The following is a 17,786-nucleotide window of genomic DNA, read 5'->3' on the forward strand; positions in this document are numbered from 1 at the left end:
GGCGGGGGCAATGGAGGCGGCTGGGGCGGAAGCTCCGGCGGCGGCTACTCGGACGAGCCTCCCTTCTAGGGCGGGCCCGTACCCCACTTCTTGATCACACAGGAGAAACACCATGGCGAAGCCGCCTGTGCGCAAGCCTAAGAAGAAGGTCTGCGCTTTCTGCAAGGACAAGACCCAGTACGTGGACTACAAGGACACGAACATGCTGCGGAAGTTCATTTCCGACCGCGGCAAGATCCGTGCCCGCCGCGTCACCGGCAACTGCACGCAGCACCAGCGTGATGTCGCCACGGCCGTCAAGAACAGCCGTGAGATGGCGCTGCTGCCCTACACGTCCACCGCGCGATAAGGGAAGGGTGACCGACTCATGAAGATCATCCTCACCCACGAGGTCTCAGGCCTCGGTGCCGCTGGTGACGTCGTCGACGTCAAGGACGGCTACGCTCGCAACTACCTGGTCCCGCGCGGTTTCGCGATCCGCTGGACCAAGGGTGGCGAGAAGGACGTGGCGCAGATCCGCCGCGCCCGCAAGATCCACGAGATCGCGACCATCGAGCAGGCCAACGAGATCAAGGCCCGCCTCGAAGCCGTCAAGGTGCGGTTGGCTGTTCGCTCCGGCGACGCCGGCCGTCTCTTCGGCTCCGTCACACCGGCCGACCTCGCTTCGGCGATCAAGTCCGCCGGTGGCCCGGACGTCGACAAGCGTCGTATCGAGCTGGGAGCGCCGATCAAGACCCTGGGCTCGCACCAGGTGTCTGTGCGTCTGCACCCCGAGGTCGCCGCGAAGCTCGGCATCGAGGTCATCGCCGCGTAAGCGCTGCGCTCGGTGCTCGGCAGAGCATGGAGAGGGCCGCAGTCCGGGCGTCCGGGTGCGGCCCTCTTGCTGTTGTCGCTGCTGTTTCACGTGAAACAGGGAGCCTGGATGTCTCGCTCCCGGATGTTTCACGTGAAACAGCGGCCACTGTCGACGCCCTGCGTCGGTGTGCTCCGTGTCAGCGCGTAGCGCCCGTGACGAGCCAGCGACCGGAACGCGTGCGTAGCCCGAGCGTCAGCATGCGGACCGCCATCATCAGTCCCATCGCCCACCAGAGCGCCGTCAGACCGCCGCCGAGGGCAGGGACGAGCAGAGCGACCGGTGCGAAGACCGCCAGTGTCACCAGCATCGCTCCGGCGAGATACGGGCCGTCCCCCGCGCCCATCAGTACGCCGTCCAGCACGAAGACAATGCCCGCGATCGGCTGGGAGATGGCCACGACCAGCAGGGCCGGCAGCAGGGTGTCCCGTACTACCTGGTCGCCGGTGAAGAGTGGGATGAACAGCGGGCGCGCGAGCACGATCAGAGCGCCGAGCAGTACACCGGAGATGATTCCCCACTGCACCATGCTCCGACAGGCCTCCCGGGCGCCCTTGATGTCATCGGCGCCGAGATAGCGGCCGATGATCGCCTGGCCCGCGATCGCTATCGCGTCGAGTGCGAAGGCCATCAGACTCCACAGCGACAGGATGATCTGGTGCGCGGCCACATCGGCGTCGCCGAGGCGTGCGGCGACCGCGGTGGCGATCATCAACACCGCGCGCAGCGAGAGCGTACGGACCAGCAGAGGCACGCCGGCCTGCGCGCTGGCCCGTATCCCCGCGGAGTCGGGCCGCAGCGAGGCGCCATGCCGGCGCGCTCCTCGTACGACAACTACGAGATAGACAGCGGCCATTGCGCACTGGGCGATGACCGTGCCCCAGGCCGAGCCCGCGATACCGAGACCGGCACCATAGACAAGTACGGCATTGAGCGCCGCGTTGGCGCCGAATCCGCCGATGGCGACAGAGAGCGGTGTCCGGGTGTCCTGGAGCCCGCGCAGTACTCCGGTCGCAGCCAGTACGACCAGCATGGCCGGGATACCCAGACTGGAGATTCGCAGATAGGTGATGGCGTAGGGGGCAGCGGTGTCCGACGCTCCGAAGAGATCGATGAGCCATGGTGCGGTGGGCAGGGTGGCGGCGATGACGGCGGCGCCGAGAAGCAGGGCGAGCCAGATACCGTCCATGCCCTGACGGATGGCGCCCTGGAGATCGCCGGCGCCGACGCGGCGGGCGACGGCCGCGGTGGTGGCGTAGGCGAGAAAGACGAAGATGCTCACCGCGGTGGTGAGCAGGGCCGCCGCGATACCCAGTCCGGCCAGTTGCGGGGTGCCGAGATGGCCGACGATCGCGCTGTCCACCATCACGAAGAGCGGCTCGGCGACAAGAGCGCCGAAGGCGGGAACGGCGAGGGCGAGAATCTCGCGGTCGTGCCGTCGCCTTAGGGTTCTGGATCCCGCGGGGGCCTGTGTCATGCGGTCAATCTAATCTTCCACAGGTAAGCGACACAATGCCACTGGACTCCTTACCTGGCTGTTCGGTGAGGGCTCTGCTGTGCGCTGTTTGTTCTGATCTTGGTCCAGTCGGGAAAGTTTTTCTTCCCCACAGCCGGTGGATGGAAAAAGGCCAGCTCAGATGGGGTGCGAAGAGGTCGCCATGACTTTGTCCACAGTGCTGTCCCCCGGTCCGTGCACAGGTTCGCCGGGGTTCTCCACAGCATCTGGTCCGTCGTCCACATGGCCTGTGGATAACCAGATTGGCTGACGGTGCAGACGGGCCTACCGTGGACCGGCGTCCGACGCGCAGGAACCGGAGTCAGGCCTCTCGTTTTGTCAGTGTCGTGCCGTAGAAACAGTGGCACGGCGAGGTCCGCAGGGCGGACGTGAGGAGGTGGCCGGTGAGCATTCCCGAGCCATTGGACGAGCCTTGGACCGATGCCGGTCCCAGTGACCGTCTGCCTGTCTCCCGGCAGCGCCGTGGTGAGGGCCGGGGCCGCGAGGAGCAGCACGAGCGTGGCCGTGACACCGGGGTCTGGGACGGCGGATCGACGGGTTTCGAGCGGGTTCCTCCGCAGGATCTCGACGCCGAGCAGTCCGTCCTCGGCGGCATGCTGCTGTCCAAGGACGCCATCGCCGATGTCGTGGAGATCATCAAGGGCCATGACTTCTACCGGCCCGCGCACGAGACCGTCTTCCAGGCGGTCCTCGACCTCTATGCGAAGGGTGAGCCGGCCGACCCGATCACGGTGGCGGCCGAGCTGACCAGGCGCGGGGAGATCACCCGCATCGGCGGCGCCTCGTATCTGCACACACTCGTCCAGTCGGTGCCGACCGCGGCGAACGCTTCGTACTACGCGGAGATCGTCCATGAGCGGGCGGTGCTGCGACGGCTGGTCGAGGCCGGCACCAAGATCACGCAGATGGGATACGCGGCCGACGGCGATGTCGACGAGATCGTCAACTCCGCCCAGGCCGAGATCTATGCGGTGACCGAGCAGCGGACCAGTGAGGACTATCTGCCGCTCGGCGACATCATGGAGGGCGCGCTCGACGAGATCGAGGCGATCGGTTCCCGCAGCGGAGAGATGACCGGTGTGCCGACGGGCTTCACGGACTTCGACTCCCTCACCAACGGTCTGCACCCAGGCCAGATGATCGTCATCGCCGCCCGTCCCGCGATGGGCAAGTCCACGCTCGCGCTGGACTTCGCGCGTGCCGCGTCCATCAAGAACAACCTGCCCAGCGTGATCTTCTCCCTCGAAATGGGCCGCAACGAGATCGCGATGCGTCTGCTGTCGGCGGAGGCCCGTGTGGCGCTGCACCATATGCGCTCCGGCACGATGACGGACGAGGACTGGACCAGGCTGGCCCGCCGTATGCCGGACGTGTCGCAGGCCCCGCTCTATATCGACGACTCGCCGAATCTCTCGATGATGGAGATCCGCGCCAAGTGCCGTCGTCTCAAGCAGCGCAACGACCTGAAGCTGGTGGTCATCGACTATCTCCAGCTCATGCAGTCCGGCGGCTCGAAACGCGCCGAGAGCCGCCAGCAGGAAGTCTCGGACATGTCGCGAAACCTCAAGCTCCTCGCCAAGGAACTGGAGCTGCCGGTCATCGCGCTCTCACAGCTCAATCGTGGTCCCGAGCAGCGTACGGACAAGAAACCGATGGTCTCCGACCTGCGAGAGTCGGGCTCCATCGAGCAGGACGCGGACATGGTGATCCTGCTGCACCGCGAAGACGCCTACGAGAAGGAGTCCCCCCGCGCAGGCGAGGCGGACCTCATCGTGGCCAAGCACCGCAACGGCCCGACGGCCACGATTACGGTGGCCTTCCAGGGCCACTACTCCCGCTTCGTGGACATGGCACAGACCTGACGCGGCCGTTGTAGGGTCTCAAATTTCGTGTCGGAATCTCACGGTCGATGTCGGATCGAAGTCGGATCCGACACTGAGCTGAGATTCGCAGGTCGCTGCCGTACCTCGTTCGAGTGAAGGTGTTGCTGATGTGCTCCCGTCGGCGTGTTGGACGGGAGCATCGTGCTGCCGAGGGCAACTCCAACTCGGGAGTGGGATGGAAGCGACGGTCAGCTTTCGTGGGCACAGCGGCGGGGTTGAAGAGTGTTCCTGGGCTTCTGTGGCACCGGCGTCACTGCATACGGCTCATCCGTGGCGGACGTTCCGCTGGTACAGGGACCAGAAGCACTACTCGGGCACCTACTGGTCGGCGACGATGCGCAACCACGTGATCTACGAGTCCCGACTTGAGCTGTCGCGCCTACTCTTCGCCGATTTTGATCCGTCCGTACGGGGCATCGTGGCCCAGCCCTTTCTGTTGCAGACGGTGCTGGAGGGGAAGGTGCGACGGCACATCCCGGACTATCTTCTACTCACCGGGCAGGTGCCGGTAGTTGTCGACGTCAAGCCGTGGCACCGACTGTCCAGGTCAGAGGTGGCGTTCACCTTCGACTGGACCCGGCAGGTGGTGGAATCGCGGGGATGGAAGTACGAGGTCTGGAGTGAGCCTCCGGCCGCAGAGCTGGAGAACATTCGGTTCCTGGCGGGCTACCGCAGGGATTGGCTCTTCAGCCCCGAGATTCTGGGAGAGCTGCGGGATGCGGATCTCAACGGTGTTCTTCTGGGGCAGGCTGTGGGATGTCTGCCGGATCGTCCAGGACCTCAAGTCCGTGCTGCGATCCACCATTTGCTCTGGACGCAGGTCTTCTTAACCGATCTCGACCGGCCGATCGGCTCTTCGCACGTCTTGAGGAGGGCAGCGTGAGTAGGGCGGCCGCTCGCGTCGGAGTTGGTACGCGCTTCCGCTATGACGGGGAATCCGTCGAGGTGGTGGAGATGGCTGCGACCACAGCGGGCAACGAAGTGGTCTTGAAGGATGGTCATGGCCGGCTGCTGCGGCTGTCGCTCAAGGAATTGCTTTTCTCTGACCGTGCTGCGGTCAGCCCTGATGGCCCGGGACCGTCCGCGGATGACGAGGGCGAGATCGCCTCCGTGGTCCTTGGACAGCTCGATACGGAGGAGAAACAGAAGGTTCTGGAGCGAGCTGGGCATGTCCGCGAGGTGCTGACCGGTTATCGCTCCGGCAGCGGGGAGTTGGCGGCTGACGACGAGCCGAGGGCCAGCTACGACACGGCAGTGCCGATGGAGGCGAGGAAGGCAGCCAAGGCGGCGGAACTTGGCGTGACGACCCGCACCATCGAGCGCTGGGTCGCTGGATTTCTCCAGCATGGCGAGGCCGGGCTTGCACCGAGGAGAACGAGGTCGGAGCGGTCGCAGACATCGGTCGATGACCGGTGGGTGGAGACCGCGGTGGAGGTGATGGTCGAGCACACCGACCAGTCGCGGCCGTCGCGGACGGTGGTGATCGAGCGGACCCGGGCTCGGGTGGTTGCGCGGTTCGGTGAGGGGGCGGTGCCGCAGCCGAGTCGGGCGACGGCGTTTCGGCTGCTGGAGGAGCTGGAGCGACGGCATCCGCTGTTCCGGCTGAGTACGAAGCGCAACCGGGATATCGCCGGTCGGCCGGAGGGTCAGTACGGCAAGCTGCGGCCGACGCGGCCGGGTGAGTACTTGCTGATGGACTCCACCCGGCTGGACGTTTTCGCGTTCGATCCGCTGACGCTCAAGTGGGTTCAGGCCGAGTTGAGTGTCGGGATGGACTGGTACACCCGCTGCATCACGGGGATTCGGCTGACGCCGGTCTCGACGAAGGCGGTGGATGTCAGCGCGGTGCTCTTCCAGTCGTTCAGGCCGAGGCCGGCGGGGCGGGATTGGCCGCGGCACGCGGTCTGGCCCGAGCACGGCATTCCCCGCACCGTCTTGGTCGATGTCGAGGGCGCCACCGGACCAGGGTTGGCCTCGCCTCCTCTGGTTCCCGAGACGCTGGTGGTCGATCACGGCAAGGTCTATGTCTCGGAGCATCTGACCAGCGTCTGCCGCCGGATGGGCATCTCCATCCAGCCGGCCCGGCTCCGGACGGGCCGGGACAAGGGGCCGGTGGAGCGCTATTTCCGGACCCTGCGTGAGGGGCTGCTGCAGGTGCTGCCCGGCTACAAGGGGCCCGACATCCACTCGCGGGGCGAGAGCCCGGAGGACGACGCCTTCTTCTTCCTCGACGAGCTTGAGGCAATGATCCGGGAGTGGACCGCAGCGGTCTATCACTGCAGGCCGCACTCCAGCCTGGTCGATCCGGGCCTGCCGGGACTGCGGATGTCCCCGGCGAAGATGTTCGAGCACGGCATGGCCCGGGCGGGCTACATCGAAGCACCCCGCGATCGGGACCTGGCCTTTGAATTCCTGCAGACGAAGTGGCGCACGGTCCAGCACTACGGGGTCGAGATCGGCCGCCGCCGCTACAGCGGCCCCGGCCTGCCCGAGCCGGGCATCCGCAGCCCCTACGACAGTCCGGTCAAGAACGGCTGGCCCTTCCAAGTGGACCCCGACGACATCACCCGGATCTACTTCCGCAATCCCACAACCCGGGAATGGCACACCCTGACCTGGGAGCACGCACCGTCGTCCGAGATGCCGCTGAGTGAGGACGCGTTGAAGTTTGCCCGGCAGTTGGCGGCCTCGAAGTATCGCTTTCCCGACGACCGGCTGGCCGTCGCTGACTTGCTTCAGCGGTGGAACCTCGGGCTGGGCACCACGATCGCCGAGCGGCGCATGGCCCTGCGGCTCTCGCGCGAGCAGGCTGCCATCGAGCTTCCGGAGATTGAGGTGGAGACTGTCGTCTCGCTTCCGTCTGTACGCAAGGCCCTCGGCCAGGACGAGGAGACCGCGGAACCACGAGAGCCCGACGTGGTGACGGAGACGGGGGATGACGACGAGGCGGATCTGGAGGACCTCGCCGAGGAGACCGACTTCTACGCTGATGCTCTGGAGGACGTGTGAACGACAGCAGCGTTCCGGAGCCGGACAATCTTGCCCTGTCGCGGAAGGAAGACTTCAAGGCGTTCGCCGAGGGCCCTCGCCGCAGTCGGCCCGATCTGCTGACCCGCAAGCAGTTGAAGTCCCTGGACACGCAAGAGAGGGCGGACTACGACCGGCAGCGCCGGAAGTGGCACGCGAACATCGGCCCGGTCAAGACACCACAACTGGCGGAGCTCCACGAGGACTTGTGGGACATCGTCGACAGTAACGAGCAGGACGGTGACAAGGCCAAGGGGGCGGTGGCCGTCGACGCGTTCCCGGGGCTGGGCAAGACGACCTCGGTGCTTGCCTTCGCCCGTGATTTTCACCAGCGGGAGATCGAGGAGTCGGGCCCGTTCACGAGCCAGGGGCACGAACGGATCCCGGTCTGCCGGGTTGGGCTGACCGGGAACACTGGGATGAAGGACCTCAACCGGGCGATGTTGGAGTTCTTCGGCCACCCCGGACAGGGGCGGGGCACCACCGCCCAGTTCGGACGGCGGGTGCTGGACTGTGTGTTGTCCTGCGATGTTCGTCTGGTGGTTCTGGATGATCTGCACTTTTGAAATGGGGACAGAAGAGCGGCATCGAGGTGAGCAACCATCTGAAGTGGATCGCCAATGAGTTCCCGGTGACGTTGCTGATGGTGGGGGTCGAACTCGCGGAGAAGGGCCTGTTCGGCGAGGGAACGAACGGGCGGGACACGGCTCTGGCCCAGACCGGCCGCCGCACCACCCGCTTGGGACTGCGCCCGTTCACCATCGACGCGGAGGCTGGCCGCCGGGAATGGCGGCAGATGCTGCTGGCCCTCGAACAGCGCGTCGTGCTCACCGACAAGCACCCCGGCATGCTCGCGGACGACCTGTCGGACTACCTCTTCGCCCGCAGCACCGGACACATCGGTTCGCTGATGACGCTGATCAACCGCGGCTGTCAGCGGGCGGTCCGCACCGGCGCTGAACGGCTGGACCAGGAGTTGATGGACCGGGTGAAGAACGATGAGGCGTCCGAGGCGGCCCGCCTCGAACTTCAGGCCGCGCTGGAGAAGAAGCGGCTGACCAGCCGTCCCCGGTCCCGGGGCCGACGAGCCGCATGAGGGCGTCGGCCCGCACCCTCCCGATCCGGCTGCCTCCATTGCCCGGCGAGGCGCTGGACTCCTGGCTGGAGGCGACGGCCAGGAGGCTGGACACCACACTCGGTGATGTCCTGCTGTACTTCGGTTTCCCGGTCCGGCAGCGGGCGGGGAACCAGTTCCGGGGCATCCCGGCTGATTGGACGATTTTCCTTGATGATCGGTTGACTGCTGCCGTCGCGCACGCCACTGGAACCGTCCCGGAGGTGGTCACTGCCATGACCCTGGCGCACTATGACGGACGGGCCCTGCAGCTGAGTCCCGAAGGCCGGGCTGTGACACGGCATGTCCTATGGGGACGCGGACGGGGGTCCCGGTTCTGCCCGGACTGTCTCCGCTCCAGCGAGGGGCGCTGGCAGTTGTCCTGGAGGCTCGGTTTCTCCTTCACTTGCACCCGGCACCGTCGACTGCTGGCGGACTGTTGTCCGCACTGCGGGCGGGTTCCGCGGCAGCGGCCCCGCTCCGGGCGGTCCGTTCCCCGGCCTGAACTCTGCGGCAATCCGCCGATCCGCCCCGGCGGTCCGATTTCGGCTGGCTGCGGCGCCGATCTGACCTGTGCTCCAACGCTTTGCCTGCCTCTTGGCCATCCGGTTCTCATGGCCCAGGACCTGGTGCTGGAGATCATCGACGGGGCAACGGTGGCCTTCGGCCCCTACCGGGCTGTTCCCCAGCCGACACCGGCAGTGCTGGCCGACATCCGGGCCCTGGGCATCCGCGTCCTGAGCGACTTGCCCGCTGCTGTCCTGCGTGAACAGATGCCGGCCGACATCGCAGAAGCGCACCTCGCCACCGATCCGGTCGTCCCGCGCACCGAACTGGCGGCGGACCGCCCGGGGTTCATGGCCCCGCCACGAGCCGCGGACACCGCCGTCGCGGTCACCATGGCTCTGGGCATCCTTCAACAGCCAGGGATCCATTCGGCCGGCGAGGTCCTGCGAGTCCTCCTGGAATCAGTACGCGAGGAGCTCACGCAGATCTCGGTGACCAGCATCGACGACTGGGGCCAGGGAATCAGCCCGGTGCTGCAGTCCGTGCACCTGGCCGCCCTCGCCTCTTCCCTCCGCCCCAGCGAGCACCTCCGTTACCGCATCACGACCGAGACTCCCCGCCGACCGGTAAGAACCAGACGGGACATCGAGCAGCGAGCCAGGAAGATCCCCACGATGTTCTGGCCGTCCTGGACAGTCCGGCTCGCACCGCCTGCAGGAATCCATGCACGGGCCTTGGCCCCCGTCCTCGCCGCCCTGCTGCTGATCCCCGACAGCCGCATGTCCTTGGACCAGGCTGCCGGACTGGCCGGCGACGTCGTCGACGGCATCGAGATCTCACGCCTCCTCCAGGAACTCGACGACCTTCCGCAATGGCCGGACATCGTCACCGCCCTGGACCGCCTCGCCGACCACATCGACACCGATGACATCTCCATCGATTACGGCCGACGTCGGCTCCTGGACTACACCGGCCTGCTTCTCCATGACCGTTGGCTGGAGATCTGCCGCCGCACCGGAACACCGCCGGGGACCGGAAGGCGCGAACGCATCGCCCGCAGCCAGCTCTTCCAACGTCTCAGCGGCCTGCCCGTTGAGTCTCTCCCCGACGACCTGGGCGGGCTCGACAGCGCAGAGTTCCGGGCGACATCCTTGCACTTCACCGCGCTTCAGACCCCCGAACTCGCACACGCCCTCCAGCAGGAAGCCCTCGAATTCCTGGCCTCGCACCACATCCACGACGAGCCTGTGACCTGGCAGCCTCCCACCACCTTGCTGTCCGGGCTCTCCCTTCCCGGACCCGACCCCGGGGACGTCGACCTGCCCCGCCTGCACCAGCTCGTCCGCGAACGCCAGCACCCCATTCAGCACGCCGCACGGGCCCTGGGCACAACCGTCGAGGCCATCCGTCATGTCTTCGACGAGCACCCAGCCCCCGCACCTCCACTAACGAAGACCACCGCCAGAGCCACCGGCCGCACCCGGCAGCAAGCCCGGCAAGCCATCCCGGCAGAGCGCTTGATCCAGCTCTACCTCGACGAACATCGGTCCCTTCGGCAGATCGCCGTGATCACCGGTTTCTCTCGCAGGGTGCTGACCGATCTCGCCAACGAGTACGGCATCCCGCTCCGGGAGGGGCCACAGGACTACAAGCGCCGCGGCACCGTCGAACGGGACTGGCTCATCGACCAGTACGTCCACCGCCGCCGGACCCTGCCGGACCTCGCCCGAGAAGCCGGCATGAGCACCGCGAACATGGCCCGCTGGGCCAAGGCCCACAACGTCCCGCTGCGATCACGCGGAGGAGCCAGCCACAGCCAGGCACTTCGCGCTGCCGACCAGGCCCATCGAGCGCCGCGCGTCCTCCGGCCAGCACTAAGCGGTCAGGGTGCCAGTGAACGCTTGCGCCGATTCGCGGCTGCAGCCGCCTTTCCCAGTCTCGGCGCGGCGGCGAGCGGCCTCGGTCTCAACGCGTTCACCCTCGTCGCGCAGATCAACCGGATCGAACGAGAGCTCGGCGGACCGCTGCTGGTCAGAGCCGAACGTGGCCGGCCCATGACGCTGACCCCCTTGGGGAAGAGGGTGCTCAGAGCTATTCGAACGTCTCAAGATGGTGCAGGGGCATGAAACCCGAAGTTCACTCCGGGTCGGAAAGGCGATGAAAGGCCCCGTCGAACTCTCCCGACGCAAGCAGCTTGGTGATCACGCCCACCATGCCTTGGATGCCAGGGTCTCGAACGATCAGCCCGTCCGAGCACCAGAAGCACTGGCCCCCTGCCGCTTCTCCGGTCCCCTCCCACCACCTCATCAGCCGGTCCACCTCGGCGAGGGTGAAGATCGTCGCACTCCAGCGAGAGCCATCGGGGAGGTGAACCTCGACATCCACATTGCAGACCTCATCGAGCACCTCGTCAGGGCTCGGGAGGAACAGTGCCTCGAATCCTTCGGCGAGGACGCGGTAATAGGAGCCGTCCCATCCGGCGTCGGTCTGCAGTTTGCTCGTCGTGGTGGTCACAGCAGGAGCATCCCAGTTGTCCAGGTGACCATCCACAGGAATTGACACCGCACCGGCTGGCGCGCAGACCGCCGCCATCATGGGCTCGTGAAGACATGGATGCGCTGCTACTGGGACGAGGAAGATGTCTGGTTCTACTTTGAGGTCGACGCCGAAGGCTGGGTGATCCGGCAGGTCGAACTCGAAGGGCCTGAGCTGACTCCGATCGCAGCTGCCTCCCTCGCCGAGTGGCAGCGGGCCTACGACGCAGGCCGTCTCGATGAGTACGACAGCAGGTTCGGGATCACAGCCGAGCTGCCCATCTCGGAATGGGAAGGCCACGACCCCGAACAACTCACCTGCGAAGAGTTCGAGGAAGTCTGGGGCCCTGCCCGTCGCCAGATCGCATCCCGGCCCTGCTGACCGCTCGGCCCCGCGGAAGCTTCTTGGCATCATCGCGACATGACCCCGACCCTTCCCCGCACCGTCCGAGCCGTCGACACCGCTCAGCTCCTGGACCTGGCCCAGGAGGCCGCCATGCATGGCTTCAGCCAGCGGCTCCCGGTCGACTGGCTACGAGAGCACCTCGCCGCAGAGGCGACGCACTATCTGTTCCCGACACTCGTGCAGCGGCTCACGCACCGTCCCGAGGTGCCGCTGCAGTGGAGGTGCCAGCAACTACTGACCGTCAACACCGGCGAACAGATCTGGGGTCTCCTCGACGTCCTTCCCGACACCTTCGACAAGATCCCGGAGACCTTGGACACGGCGTCCAAGAAGGAGATCGTCAACCGCATTGAGCAAGCAGTGAAGGTGCGGATGGAACGGGCGGCCGCCGATGCAAGCTCATGAGGTCCGGCGCAGCCGGCTGGTCAGTCTGAGGAAATGACACCGATCTGAGACAGCCGCCTGCCGACACGTCGTGAGACTGAAGGGGAACGTCCAGGTCACAGCGTCGGCACATGACACCGAAAGCGAGAACCTACACCGGATGTAGGTTCTCAAATCCCGTGTCATTTTCTCAGTCGCAATGTCATCTGACTGGCCGAACCGACACGGGATTGAGAATCGCTGTTCACCGCCATCACTCGTTTGGGTGACCTTGCCCCGGGCCTGGCGTCGGAGCCTCGCACGGATGCGAACGTAGCGCTCGCGGAGGCTGCCGACGATCCGGGGGTGACTCATGGCGGCAGAGCTGAGCGCGGCATCGATCACCGTGAGCCTGCGGAGCGCGAGCGGCAGGCTGGTTGAGAACCGGGAGTGGGCTGGGTCCTCGATCGATGGGCTTGCGGCGGCGACACCCTGGCGGACCTTCCGCTGGTACAGGGGCCAGCGGCACTACTCGGGCACCTACTGGTCCGCCACAATGCGTGACCACGTCATCTACGAGTCGCGCCTCGAACTGGCGAGGCTCCTCTTCGCTGATTTCGATCCGTCCGTACGGCGCATCGTGGCCCAGCCATTTCTGCTCAAGGCCCAGGTGGACGAGGCTGTGCGCAAGCACATCCCGGACTACCTCCTGGTCACCGACGAGGGGCCCGTGGTCGTGGATGTAAAGCCATCGCACCGGCTGTCCAAGCCGGAGGTGGCTTTCACGTTCGATTGGACCCGTGAGGCGGTGGAGGTTCGCGGGTGGAAGTACGAGGTCTGGAGCGAGCCACCTGCGACTGAGCTGGAGAACATCCGTTTCTTGTCGGGCTACCGCAGAGACTGGCTGTTCGATCGTGCGCTCGTTGACGAGCTCCGTGGCGCTGAGCTCGACGGAGTCTCCTTGCAGCGCGGCGAGCCCGGAGCATACCCAGCACGTTCTGGCCGTCCTGGGTAGTACGGCTCACCCCGTCGGAAGGGGTCTACCCCCGTGTTCTCGCGCCTGTCCTGGCCAGCGCTCTCCTGATCGTCGGCAGCCGGACCAGCCTTGAGGACGCGGCCCGGCACCTCGGCGCAGTTGCTGACGGCATCGACATCTCCCGGATCTTGCAACTGCTGAACGATCAGCCGCTATGGCCGGACATGACGATCGCCCTGGTCCGCCTGGCCGACTACCTCGACTCCAACGACATCCCCATCGACTACCAGCGTCGCCGCCGCCTCGACTACAGCAGCCTGCTGCCGCACGAGCTCTGGCTGGACATCTGCCGCCGCACCGGCACATCGCCCGGCCAAGGCCGACGAGAGCAAATCATCCGCTGTCGGCTGTTCCAACGCATCAGCGGCTTGCCAACCGAAGACGCACCCGGCTACCGCAAGGTCGACGAAGCACCCTTCAAGGCCGAGGCAGCCCGCGCCGCAGTCCTGCAAACACCCGAGCTGGCCGGGGAACTGGACCGTGTTGCCAGGGACTTCCTGGCAGCCCACGACATCGACGACGAGCCGGTGATCTGGCAGCCGCCCACCTCCCTGCTCGACGGGCTGGACCTACCGGGTCCCGACCTCGCTCGCATCGACATCCCCCACCTACACCGCCTTGTCCGCCCGCGCAAGAACCCGGTTCAGTACGCGGCTGAGGCCCTCGGCACCACCGTCGAGGCAATCCGCCTCGCCTTGCACGAGCACCCTGCCCCTGCACCACCGCCGACGAAGTCTGCCGCCCGGGCGACGGGCCAGGTCCGGCGCAAGGCCCGCCAGGACGTGGCGAAGGAGACCTTCGTCCGCCTTTACTTGGACGAGCACCAATCCCTGAACCAGATGGCCGCCCTCACCGGTTTCTCTCGCAGCGTGCTGACCGGTCTCGCGCATGAGTATGAAGTCCCGCTCCGCGAAGGCCCGCAGGACTACAGGCGCCGAGGAACCGTCGAACGGGACTGGCTGATCGAGCAGTACGTCCACCGCCGCCGGACCCTTGCAGATCTCGCACACAAGAAGGGCATGAGTACCGCGAACATGGCGCGCTGGGCCAAGACCCACAACGTCCCGCTGCGATCACGCGGAGGCGCCAGCCACAGCCAGGCACTTCGGGCCATCGACCAGGCCAGCCGAGCGCCACGCATCCTCCGGCCGGCACTCGGCGGCCAGGGTGCCAGCGAACGCCTGAGCCGATTCGCGGCTGCATCTGCCTATCCGAGCCTCGGTGCCGCAGCAAGCGGTCTCGGCCTCAACATGTTCACTCTTGTCGCGCAGATCAACCGGATCGAGCGAGAGCTCGGCGGACCACTGCTGGTGAGAGCCGAACGGAGACGGCCGATGACACTGACCCCTTTGGGGAGGAAGGTGCTCAGGGCGATCCGGACACTTCAATGCGATGCACAGTCATGAGGCATCGGAACTCACACCGAGTCGTCCAGACGGTGGAAGGCCCCTTCGAACTCTCCCGACGCAAGCAGCTCGGCGATCACGATCACCATCTCCCGGATGCCGGGATCTCGAACGATCAGCCCGTCCGAGCACCAGGAGCACCGACAACCTGCCGCTTCTCCTGTCTCCTCCCACCTCTTCATCAACCGGCTGACCTCGGTGACTGTGAAGATCGTCGCACTCCAGCGTGAGCCATCGGGGAGACGAACCTCAGCATCGACGTTGCAGACCTCGTCGAGTACCTCACCAGGGTTCGGGAGGAAGAAAGCCTCGAAGCCACCGGTTCGGACGCGATAGTAGGGGCCGTCCCACTCGGCTTCGGAACGAAGCTCAGTTGGTGCTGGCGTTGCCCGATCCCGGCCCAAGGCGGTCACTTCAGTTCCTCACCTGGCGGGATGAAGGTGTCGGCGCTGTCGGCGTCTTCGACATGGCCGTACGCATCGATCGTGATAGCAGTTGCCCGCCCCTGAGAGGTGATCAGCCAGGCCAGGACCTGCTCAGTAAGAGGAGTCCCACCCGGTCCCTGGTCCGTCCAGTGGGCCTCCACCCACCGCCGGGCACCGCAGCAACGACCTGGTCGGCTCGCTCCAGGTGGGAGAAGTCCTCGTAATCCGTGACCAGTCGCAAGGCGCCTCGCTTGGGGTCGACCACCAGGGCCGTTCCGGTCGCCTGATCCCAGCCCTCTACGCGCACCATGCGGCCGGTCTCGGTGCCGTTGAAGATGGCAGTCCAGCCGGTCTGATTGAAGTAACGAAGGGACACCGCTCCATCATCTCGAACGTCGGAGCGGATCCGTCAGGCGGCCAGCTCGCTCTCTCTGTCCGTTCACGGCCCCTGAAATACCCGTCGAATTCGTCACGGGGCGTTGTTTAGGCTGGTGACATGGCCCACGCGAAGACCTCGTACGTCTGCCTGCCCTGCCGGGCCTCGTACAAGCAGCCCTACGACAGGGAACGGCACCGGATCTGTCCGCGCTGCTCGGAGCCGCTGACCCACGTGGGGTCGGCTTTCGCCGCGCCCCGGCGACGGGACACCGCGGCCTGGCGGACTCTCTCGGTCCTAGTGAACGCAGGTGTGGGTTTCCACAAGAGCTGCTGTGGCGGCCCCGGGTACCGGCCCCGCACGCTTCGCGAGGTGCGGGAGCGGATGACGTATGCGAGGCGTACTGGCGAGCCCGTGGCCAAGGCACTCGTGCGGCAGGTGACCTGATGGGAAGCCACAGCCTGACGCGCCTCGTTGCGCCGCCAGCCACACCCATTGATGCCAGCGGGGACTGGACCGTCCCCGAGAACGCGCTCGGTGTGCGGCTGCCCGAGGACTACAAGCGGCTGGTCGAGACCTACGGGTGGGGGGAGTTCTGCGACTTCGTCTATCTGCGGACACCGTTCGGCGCGAGTCAGTACAACGGCGTCGAATGGCAGAGCGGACGACCGTCGGGGACGCCCGAGAGGGACGGCGAACGGTACCCGTACCCGCTGCACCCGTCTCCAGGTGGGCTGTTGGTCTGGGGAACCACCATGGACGCCGACCGGCTGTGCTGGCTCACCGCCGGGGACCCGCAGGACTGGCCCGTTGTTGTCTGGAGCCGGGACGGTCAGTACGAGACCTTCGCCATGGGCGCAGCCGGGTTCGTCGAAGGCTGGGCAGGCGGACACGTCACTTCCCGGCTGCTCGGGGACATGGAACCGGGCCTTGCACCGTGGTTCAACGCCTTCCGGCGACGTGTCCACCGGTGCCTGCGCTTGACCGAAGGACCTCTGGCTCATCCCGAGCGCCTGCGCGTGCTCCGGGAGGCCCTGACCCCTATCGCAGACCGCGGCTCGTGGCGGTCGGAGCACGGCGAGAGCGGGCAGGACCATTTCGCGACCGTCGACACCGACTGGTTGCTCACCTACGACATGTCCCGCCCTCACCAGATCCGTATCAGCTTCCCGCCCGAGGACAGCGAACGGGTCCGACAGCGCCTCTTCGATGCCGTACGGCTCATGGGCTGTGAGGTTCTTCGGATGACGACGGCAGCCGGTGTCTCCCTACCGAGCTGGGACGAGGCCACGGAGGAGGAGGGCTAAGCAGCTCCCCGCCATCGCGCGGATATGTCATCGTGCTGAGAATCCGGAGCTGTGTCATCCGTTTGAGAACGGTGCGAAGCCGCCGGTCATGCGGTTGCCTGCATGACATCGAAGCAGAGAACCTACACGGACTGTCCGGAGACTACTGGTCGGCTTGGGCGTGGGCTGGGAGCGTGGTGGCGTGGGCGGTGGCGAACTGGCCGCGGGACGTGGAGCCGTCCGGCAGGAGCCAGTTGGCGGTGATGTGGCCCAAGAGGGCTGCCTCGTGGGCGGATGAGCCAGCCGTGGTGGGCTGGAGGACGCGGTTCACTCGGATGGTCAGTTGGCCGGTCGGTGAGGTGGGCTCGGCCGTGGCGGTGGTCCGTACGAGGAGATCGGTGCCGTGCGGTCCGTCGGTCACCGCCGTGAGGTGGATCGGCGTTCCATGGCCGGTCGGTGCGAAGTGGCCGGTGACAGTCGGGTCGGGGCTGTTGCTCGTGCTCTGGGCCTGTGGCTCGGCCTCGCCGGTCATAAGGGCGAACAGTTGGGCCACCAGAACCGGGTCATGGGTTCCGTCGTAGATCCACCGTCGTCCCAGCACGCCGTGCTCGGCGGTACCGATCAGCGCCTGCTCGGCATCGTCGAGCGGTGCCCCACGGTAGGTGAGTGGTACGTGGTAGGCGAGCGGCTGGTCACCGGAATCGTCGGTGACCACCATGAACTCGATCCCGACCTCTCCCTCCGGATCGTCGAGCCGGAAGCCGCCGGCCTTGGTGAGCTTCGGCTCCGGCCCGTTGCCGAGGTACCAGGGCTGCGCGGGAAGCCACGATGCGAGAAGCTCCAACTTGCCCGGCGTCACTGTCGTTCTGTGGATGACAGCCATGTCCCGACCTTTCCTTACTCGCCAACATGCGCTCGCCGTCTGCCGAGCGATACGGGAACCTACCTCACCTGCGAGGACGAACGGGAGACGCCCGTCCCCGGGTGCCGGGGACGGGCGTCGGGCTCTCGTGGGTGCGTCGTACGCGGGTAGGTGGGGGGTGGTGGGCGGGGA

19 protein-coding genes and 1 pseudogene are annotated in these 17,786 nt (G+C 66.4%); 15 read left to right on the forward strand and 5 right to left on the reverse strand.

Features of this window, described 5'->3' with window-relative positions:
- Positions 1-112 precede the first annotated feature (112 nt).
- On the forward strand, positions 113-349 hold the full coding sequence (gene rpsR, locus GA0115259_RS07790; RefSeq protein WP_003967857.1) for a 30S ribosomal protein S18: 237 nt from the start codon (positions 113-115) through the stop codon (positions 347-349).
- An 18-nt stretch (positions 350-367) separates the two neighbouring features.
- Complete coding sequence (gene rplI, locus GA0115259_RS07795; protein ID WP_093592846.1) at positions 368-814, forward strand: 50S ribosomal protein L9; 447 nt, start codon at positions 368-370, stop codon at positions 812-814.
- A 178-nt stretch (positions 815-992) separates the two neighbouring features.
- On the opposite strand, the gene GA0115259_RS07800 is transcribed toward rplI, so the two are convergent.
- Positions 993-2,330 (reverse strand): MATE family efflux transporter, encoded by a 1,338-nt coding sequence (locus GA0115259_RS07800; protein WP_093592849.1) that lies wholly within the window; start codon positions 2,328-2,330, stop codon positions 993-995.
- Between the two features lie 422 nt (positions 2,331-2,752).
- Here GA0115259_RS07800 and dnaB point away from each other — a divergent pair, with 422 nt between their 5' ends.
- The 7 genes and pseudogenes from dnaB to GA0115259_RS07830 all read left to right on the forward strand — a co-directional run bounded on the left by dnaB (position 2,753) and on the right by GA0115259_RS07830 (position 11,026).
- Positions 2,753-4,231 (forward strand): replicative DNA helicase, encoded by a 1,479-nt coding sequence (gene dnaB / locus GA0115259_RS07810; RefSeq protein WP_093592856.1) that lies wholly within the window; start codon positions 2,753-2,755, stop codon positions 4,229-4,231.
- Between the two features lie 196 nt (positions 4,232-4,427).
- Entirely contained in the window at positions 4,428-5,135 is a 708-nt protein-coding gene (locus GA0115259_RS07815) for a TnsA-like heteromeric transposase endonuclease subunit (protein ID WP_093592859.1), read from the forward strand.
- On the forward strand, positions 5,132-7,261 hold the full coding sequence (locus GA0115259_RS07820) for a helix-turn-helix domain-containing protein (RefSeq protein WP_093592862.1): 2,130 nt from the start codon (positions 5,132-5,134) through the stop codon (positions 7,259-7,261). Before GA0115259_RS07815 ends, GA0115259_RS07820 begins: the two co-directional genes overlap by 4 nt.
- Entirely contained in the window at positions 7,258-7,845 is a 588-nt protein-coding gene (locus tag GA0115259_RS41590; protein ID WP_256097941.1) for an ATP-binding protein, read from the forward strand. Before GA0115259_RS07820 ends, GA0115259_RS41590 begins: the two co-directional genes overlap by 4 nt.
- 26 nt (positions 7,846-7,871) lie before the next feature.
- Positions 7,872-8,375: a hypothetical protein gene (locus tag GA0115259_RS41595; protein ID WP_237539839.1), complete on the forward strand. Its 504-nt coding sequence runs from the start codon at positions 7,872-7,874 to the stop codon at positions 8,373-8,375.
- Positions 8,372-8,812, forward strand: a pseudogene (locus GA0115259_RS41600) (TniQ family protein); the annotation flags it as partial. The gene GA0115259_RS41595 and the pseudogene GA0115259_RS41600, both read left to right, overlap by 4 nt.
- Positions 8,813-9,022: 210 nt before the next feature.
- The gene (locus GA0115259_RS07830; RefSeq protein WP_256097942.1) at positions 9,023-11,026 is read left to right on the forward strand and encodes a helix-turn-helix domain-containing protein; all 2,004 of its coding nucleotides are present in this window, start codon (positions 9,023-9,025) and stop codon (positions 11,024-11,026) included.
- 10 nt (positions 11,027-11,036) lie between these two features.
- On the opposite strand, the gene GA0115259_RS07835 is transcribed toward GA0115259_RS07830, so the two are convergent.
- Positions 11,037-11,414, reverse strand: coding sequence for a hypothetical protein (locus tag GA0115259_RS07835; RefSeq protein ID WP_093592868.1), 378 nt, complete (start codon positions 11,412-11,414; stop codon positions 11,037-11,039).
- Positions 11,415-11,513: 99 nt separating this feature from the next.
- Here GA0115259_RS07835 and GA0115259_RS07840 point away from each other — a divergent pair, with 99 nt between their 5' ends.
- The 4 genes from GA0115259_RS07840 to GA0115259_RS07855 all read left to right on the forward strand — a co-directional run bounded on the left by GA0115259_RS07840 (position 11,514) and on the right by GA0115259_RS07855 (position 14,645).
- Entirely contained in the window at positions 11,514-11,816 is a 303-nt protein-coding gene (locus GA0115259_RS07840; protein ID WP_093592871.1) for a hypothetical protein, read from the forward strand.
- 39 nt (positions 11,817-11,855) lie between these two features.
- Positions 11,856-12,245 (forward strand): hypothetical protein, encoded by a 390-nt coding sequence (locus GA0115259_RS07845; RefSeq protein ID WP_093592874.1) that lies wholly within the window; start codon positions 11,856-11,858, stop codon positions 12,243-12,245.
- Between the two features lie 331 nt (positions 12,246-12,576).
- Positions 12,577-13,218 carry a TnsA-like heteromeric transposase endonuclease subunit gene (locus tag GA0115259_RS07850; protein WP_237539840.1) on the forward strand — a complete coding sequence of 214 codons (642 nt, stop codon included), beginning with the start codon at positions 12,577-12,579 and terminating at the stop codon, positions 13,216-13,218.
- 149 nt (positions 13,219-13,367) lie between these two features.
- Positions 13,368-14,645 carry a helix-turn-helix domain-containing protein gene (locus tag GA0115259_RS07855; RefSeq protein ID WP_237539841.1) on the forward strand — a complete coding sequence of 426 codons (1,278 nt, stop codon included), beginning with the start codon at positions 13,368-13,370 and terminating at the stop codon, positions 14,643-14,645.
- 11 nt (positions 14,646-14,656) lie between these two features.
- Here GA0115259_RS07855 and GA0115259_RS07860 read toward each other — a convergent pair whose 3' ends face one another.
- Together GA0115259_RS07860 and GA0115259_RS07865 are read right to left on the reverse strand one after the other, a co-directional pair.
- A complete protein-coding gene (locus GA0115259_RS07860; protein ID WP_093592889.1) occupies positions 14,657-15,049 on the reverse strand; it encodes a hypothetical protein in 393 nt (130 codons plus the stop codon).
- A 112-nt stretch (positions 15,050-15,161) separates the two neighbouring features.
- The gene (locus tag GA0115259_RS07865; protein WP_237539842.1) at positions 15,162-15,446 is read right to left on the reverse strand and encodes a hypothetical protein; all 285 of its coding nucleotides are present in this window, start codon (positions 15,444-15,446) and stop codon (positions 15,162-15,164) included.
- 120 nt (positions 15,447-15,566) lie between these two features.
- Between GA0115259_RS07865 and GA0115259_RS41605 the strand changes: the two genes are divergently transcribed.
- The gene (locus GA0115259_RS41605) at positions 15,567-15,893 is read left to right on the forward strand and encodes a deoxyxylulose-5-phosphate synthase (RefSeq protein ID WP_093592880.1); all 327 of its coding nucleotides are present in this window, start codon (positions 15,567-15,569) and stop codon (positions 15,891-15,893) included.
- Positions 15,893-16,753, forward strand: coding sequence for an SMI1/KNR4 family protein (locus tag GA0115259_RS07875; protein ID WP_093592883.1), 861 nt, complete (start codon positions 15,893-15,895; stop codon positions 16,751-16,753). The genes GA0115259_RS41605 and GA0115259_RS07875 overlap by 1 nt, the downstream gene beginning before the upstream one ends.
- A 142-nt stretch (positions 16,754-16,895) precedes the next feature.
- On the opposite strand, the gene GA0115259_RS07880 is transcribed toward GA0115259_RS07875, so the two are convergent.
- A complete protein-coding gene (locus GA0115259_RS07880) occupies positions 16,896-17,615 on the reverse strand; it encodes a maltokinase N-terminal cap-like domain-containing protein (protein ID WP_093592886.1) in 720 nt (239 codons plus the stop codon).
- Positions 17,616-17,786: the final 171 nt, after the last annotated feature.

It is taken from the genome of Streptomyces sp. MnatMP-M17, from assembly GCF_900091995.1.
In the GTDB taxonomy this organism is placed as follows: Bacteria; Actinomycetota; Actinomycetes; order Streptomycetales; family Streptomycetaceae; genus Streptomyces.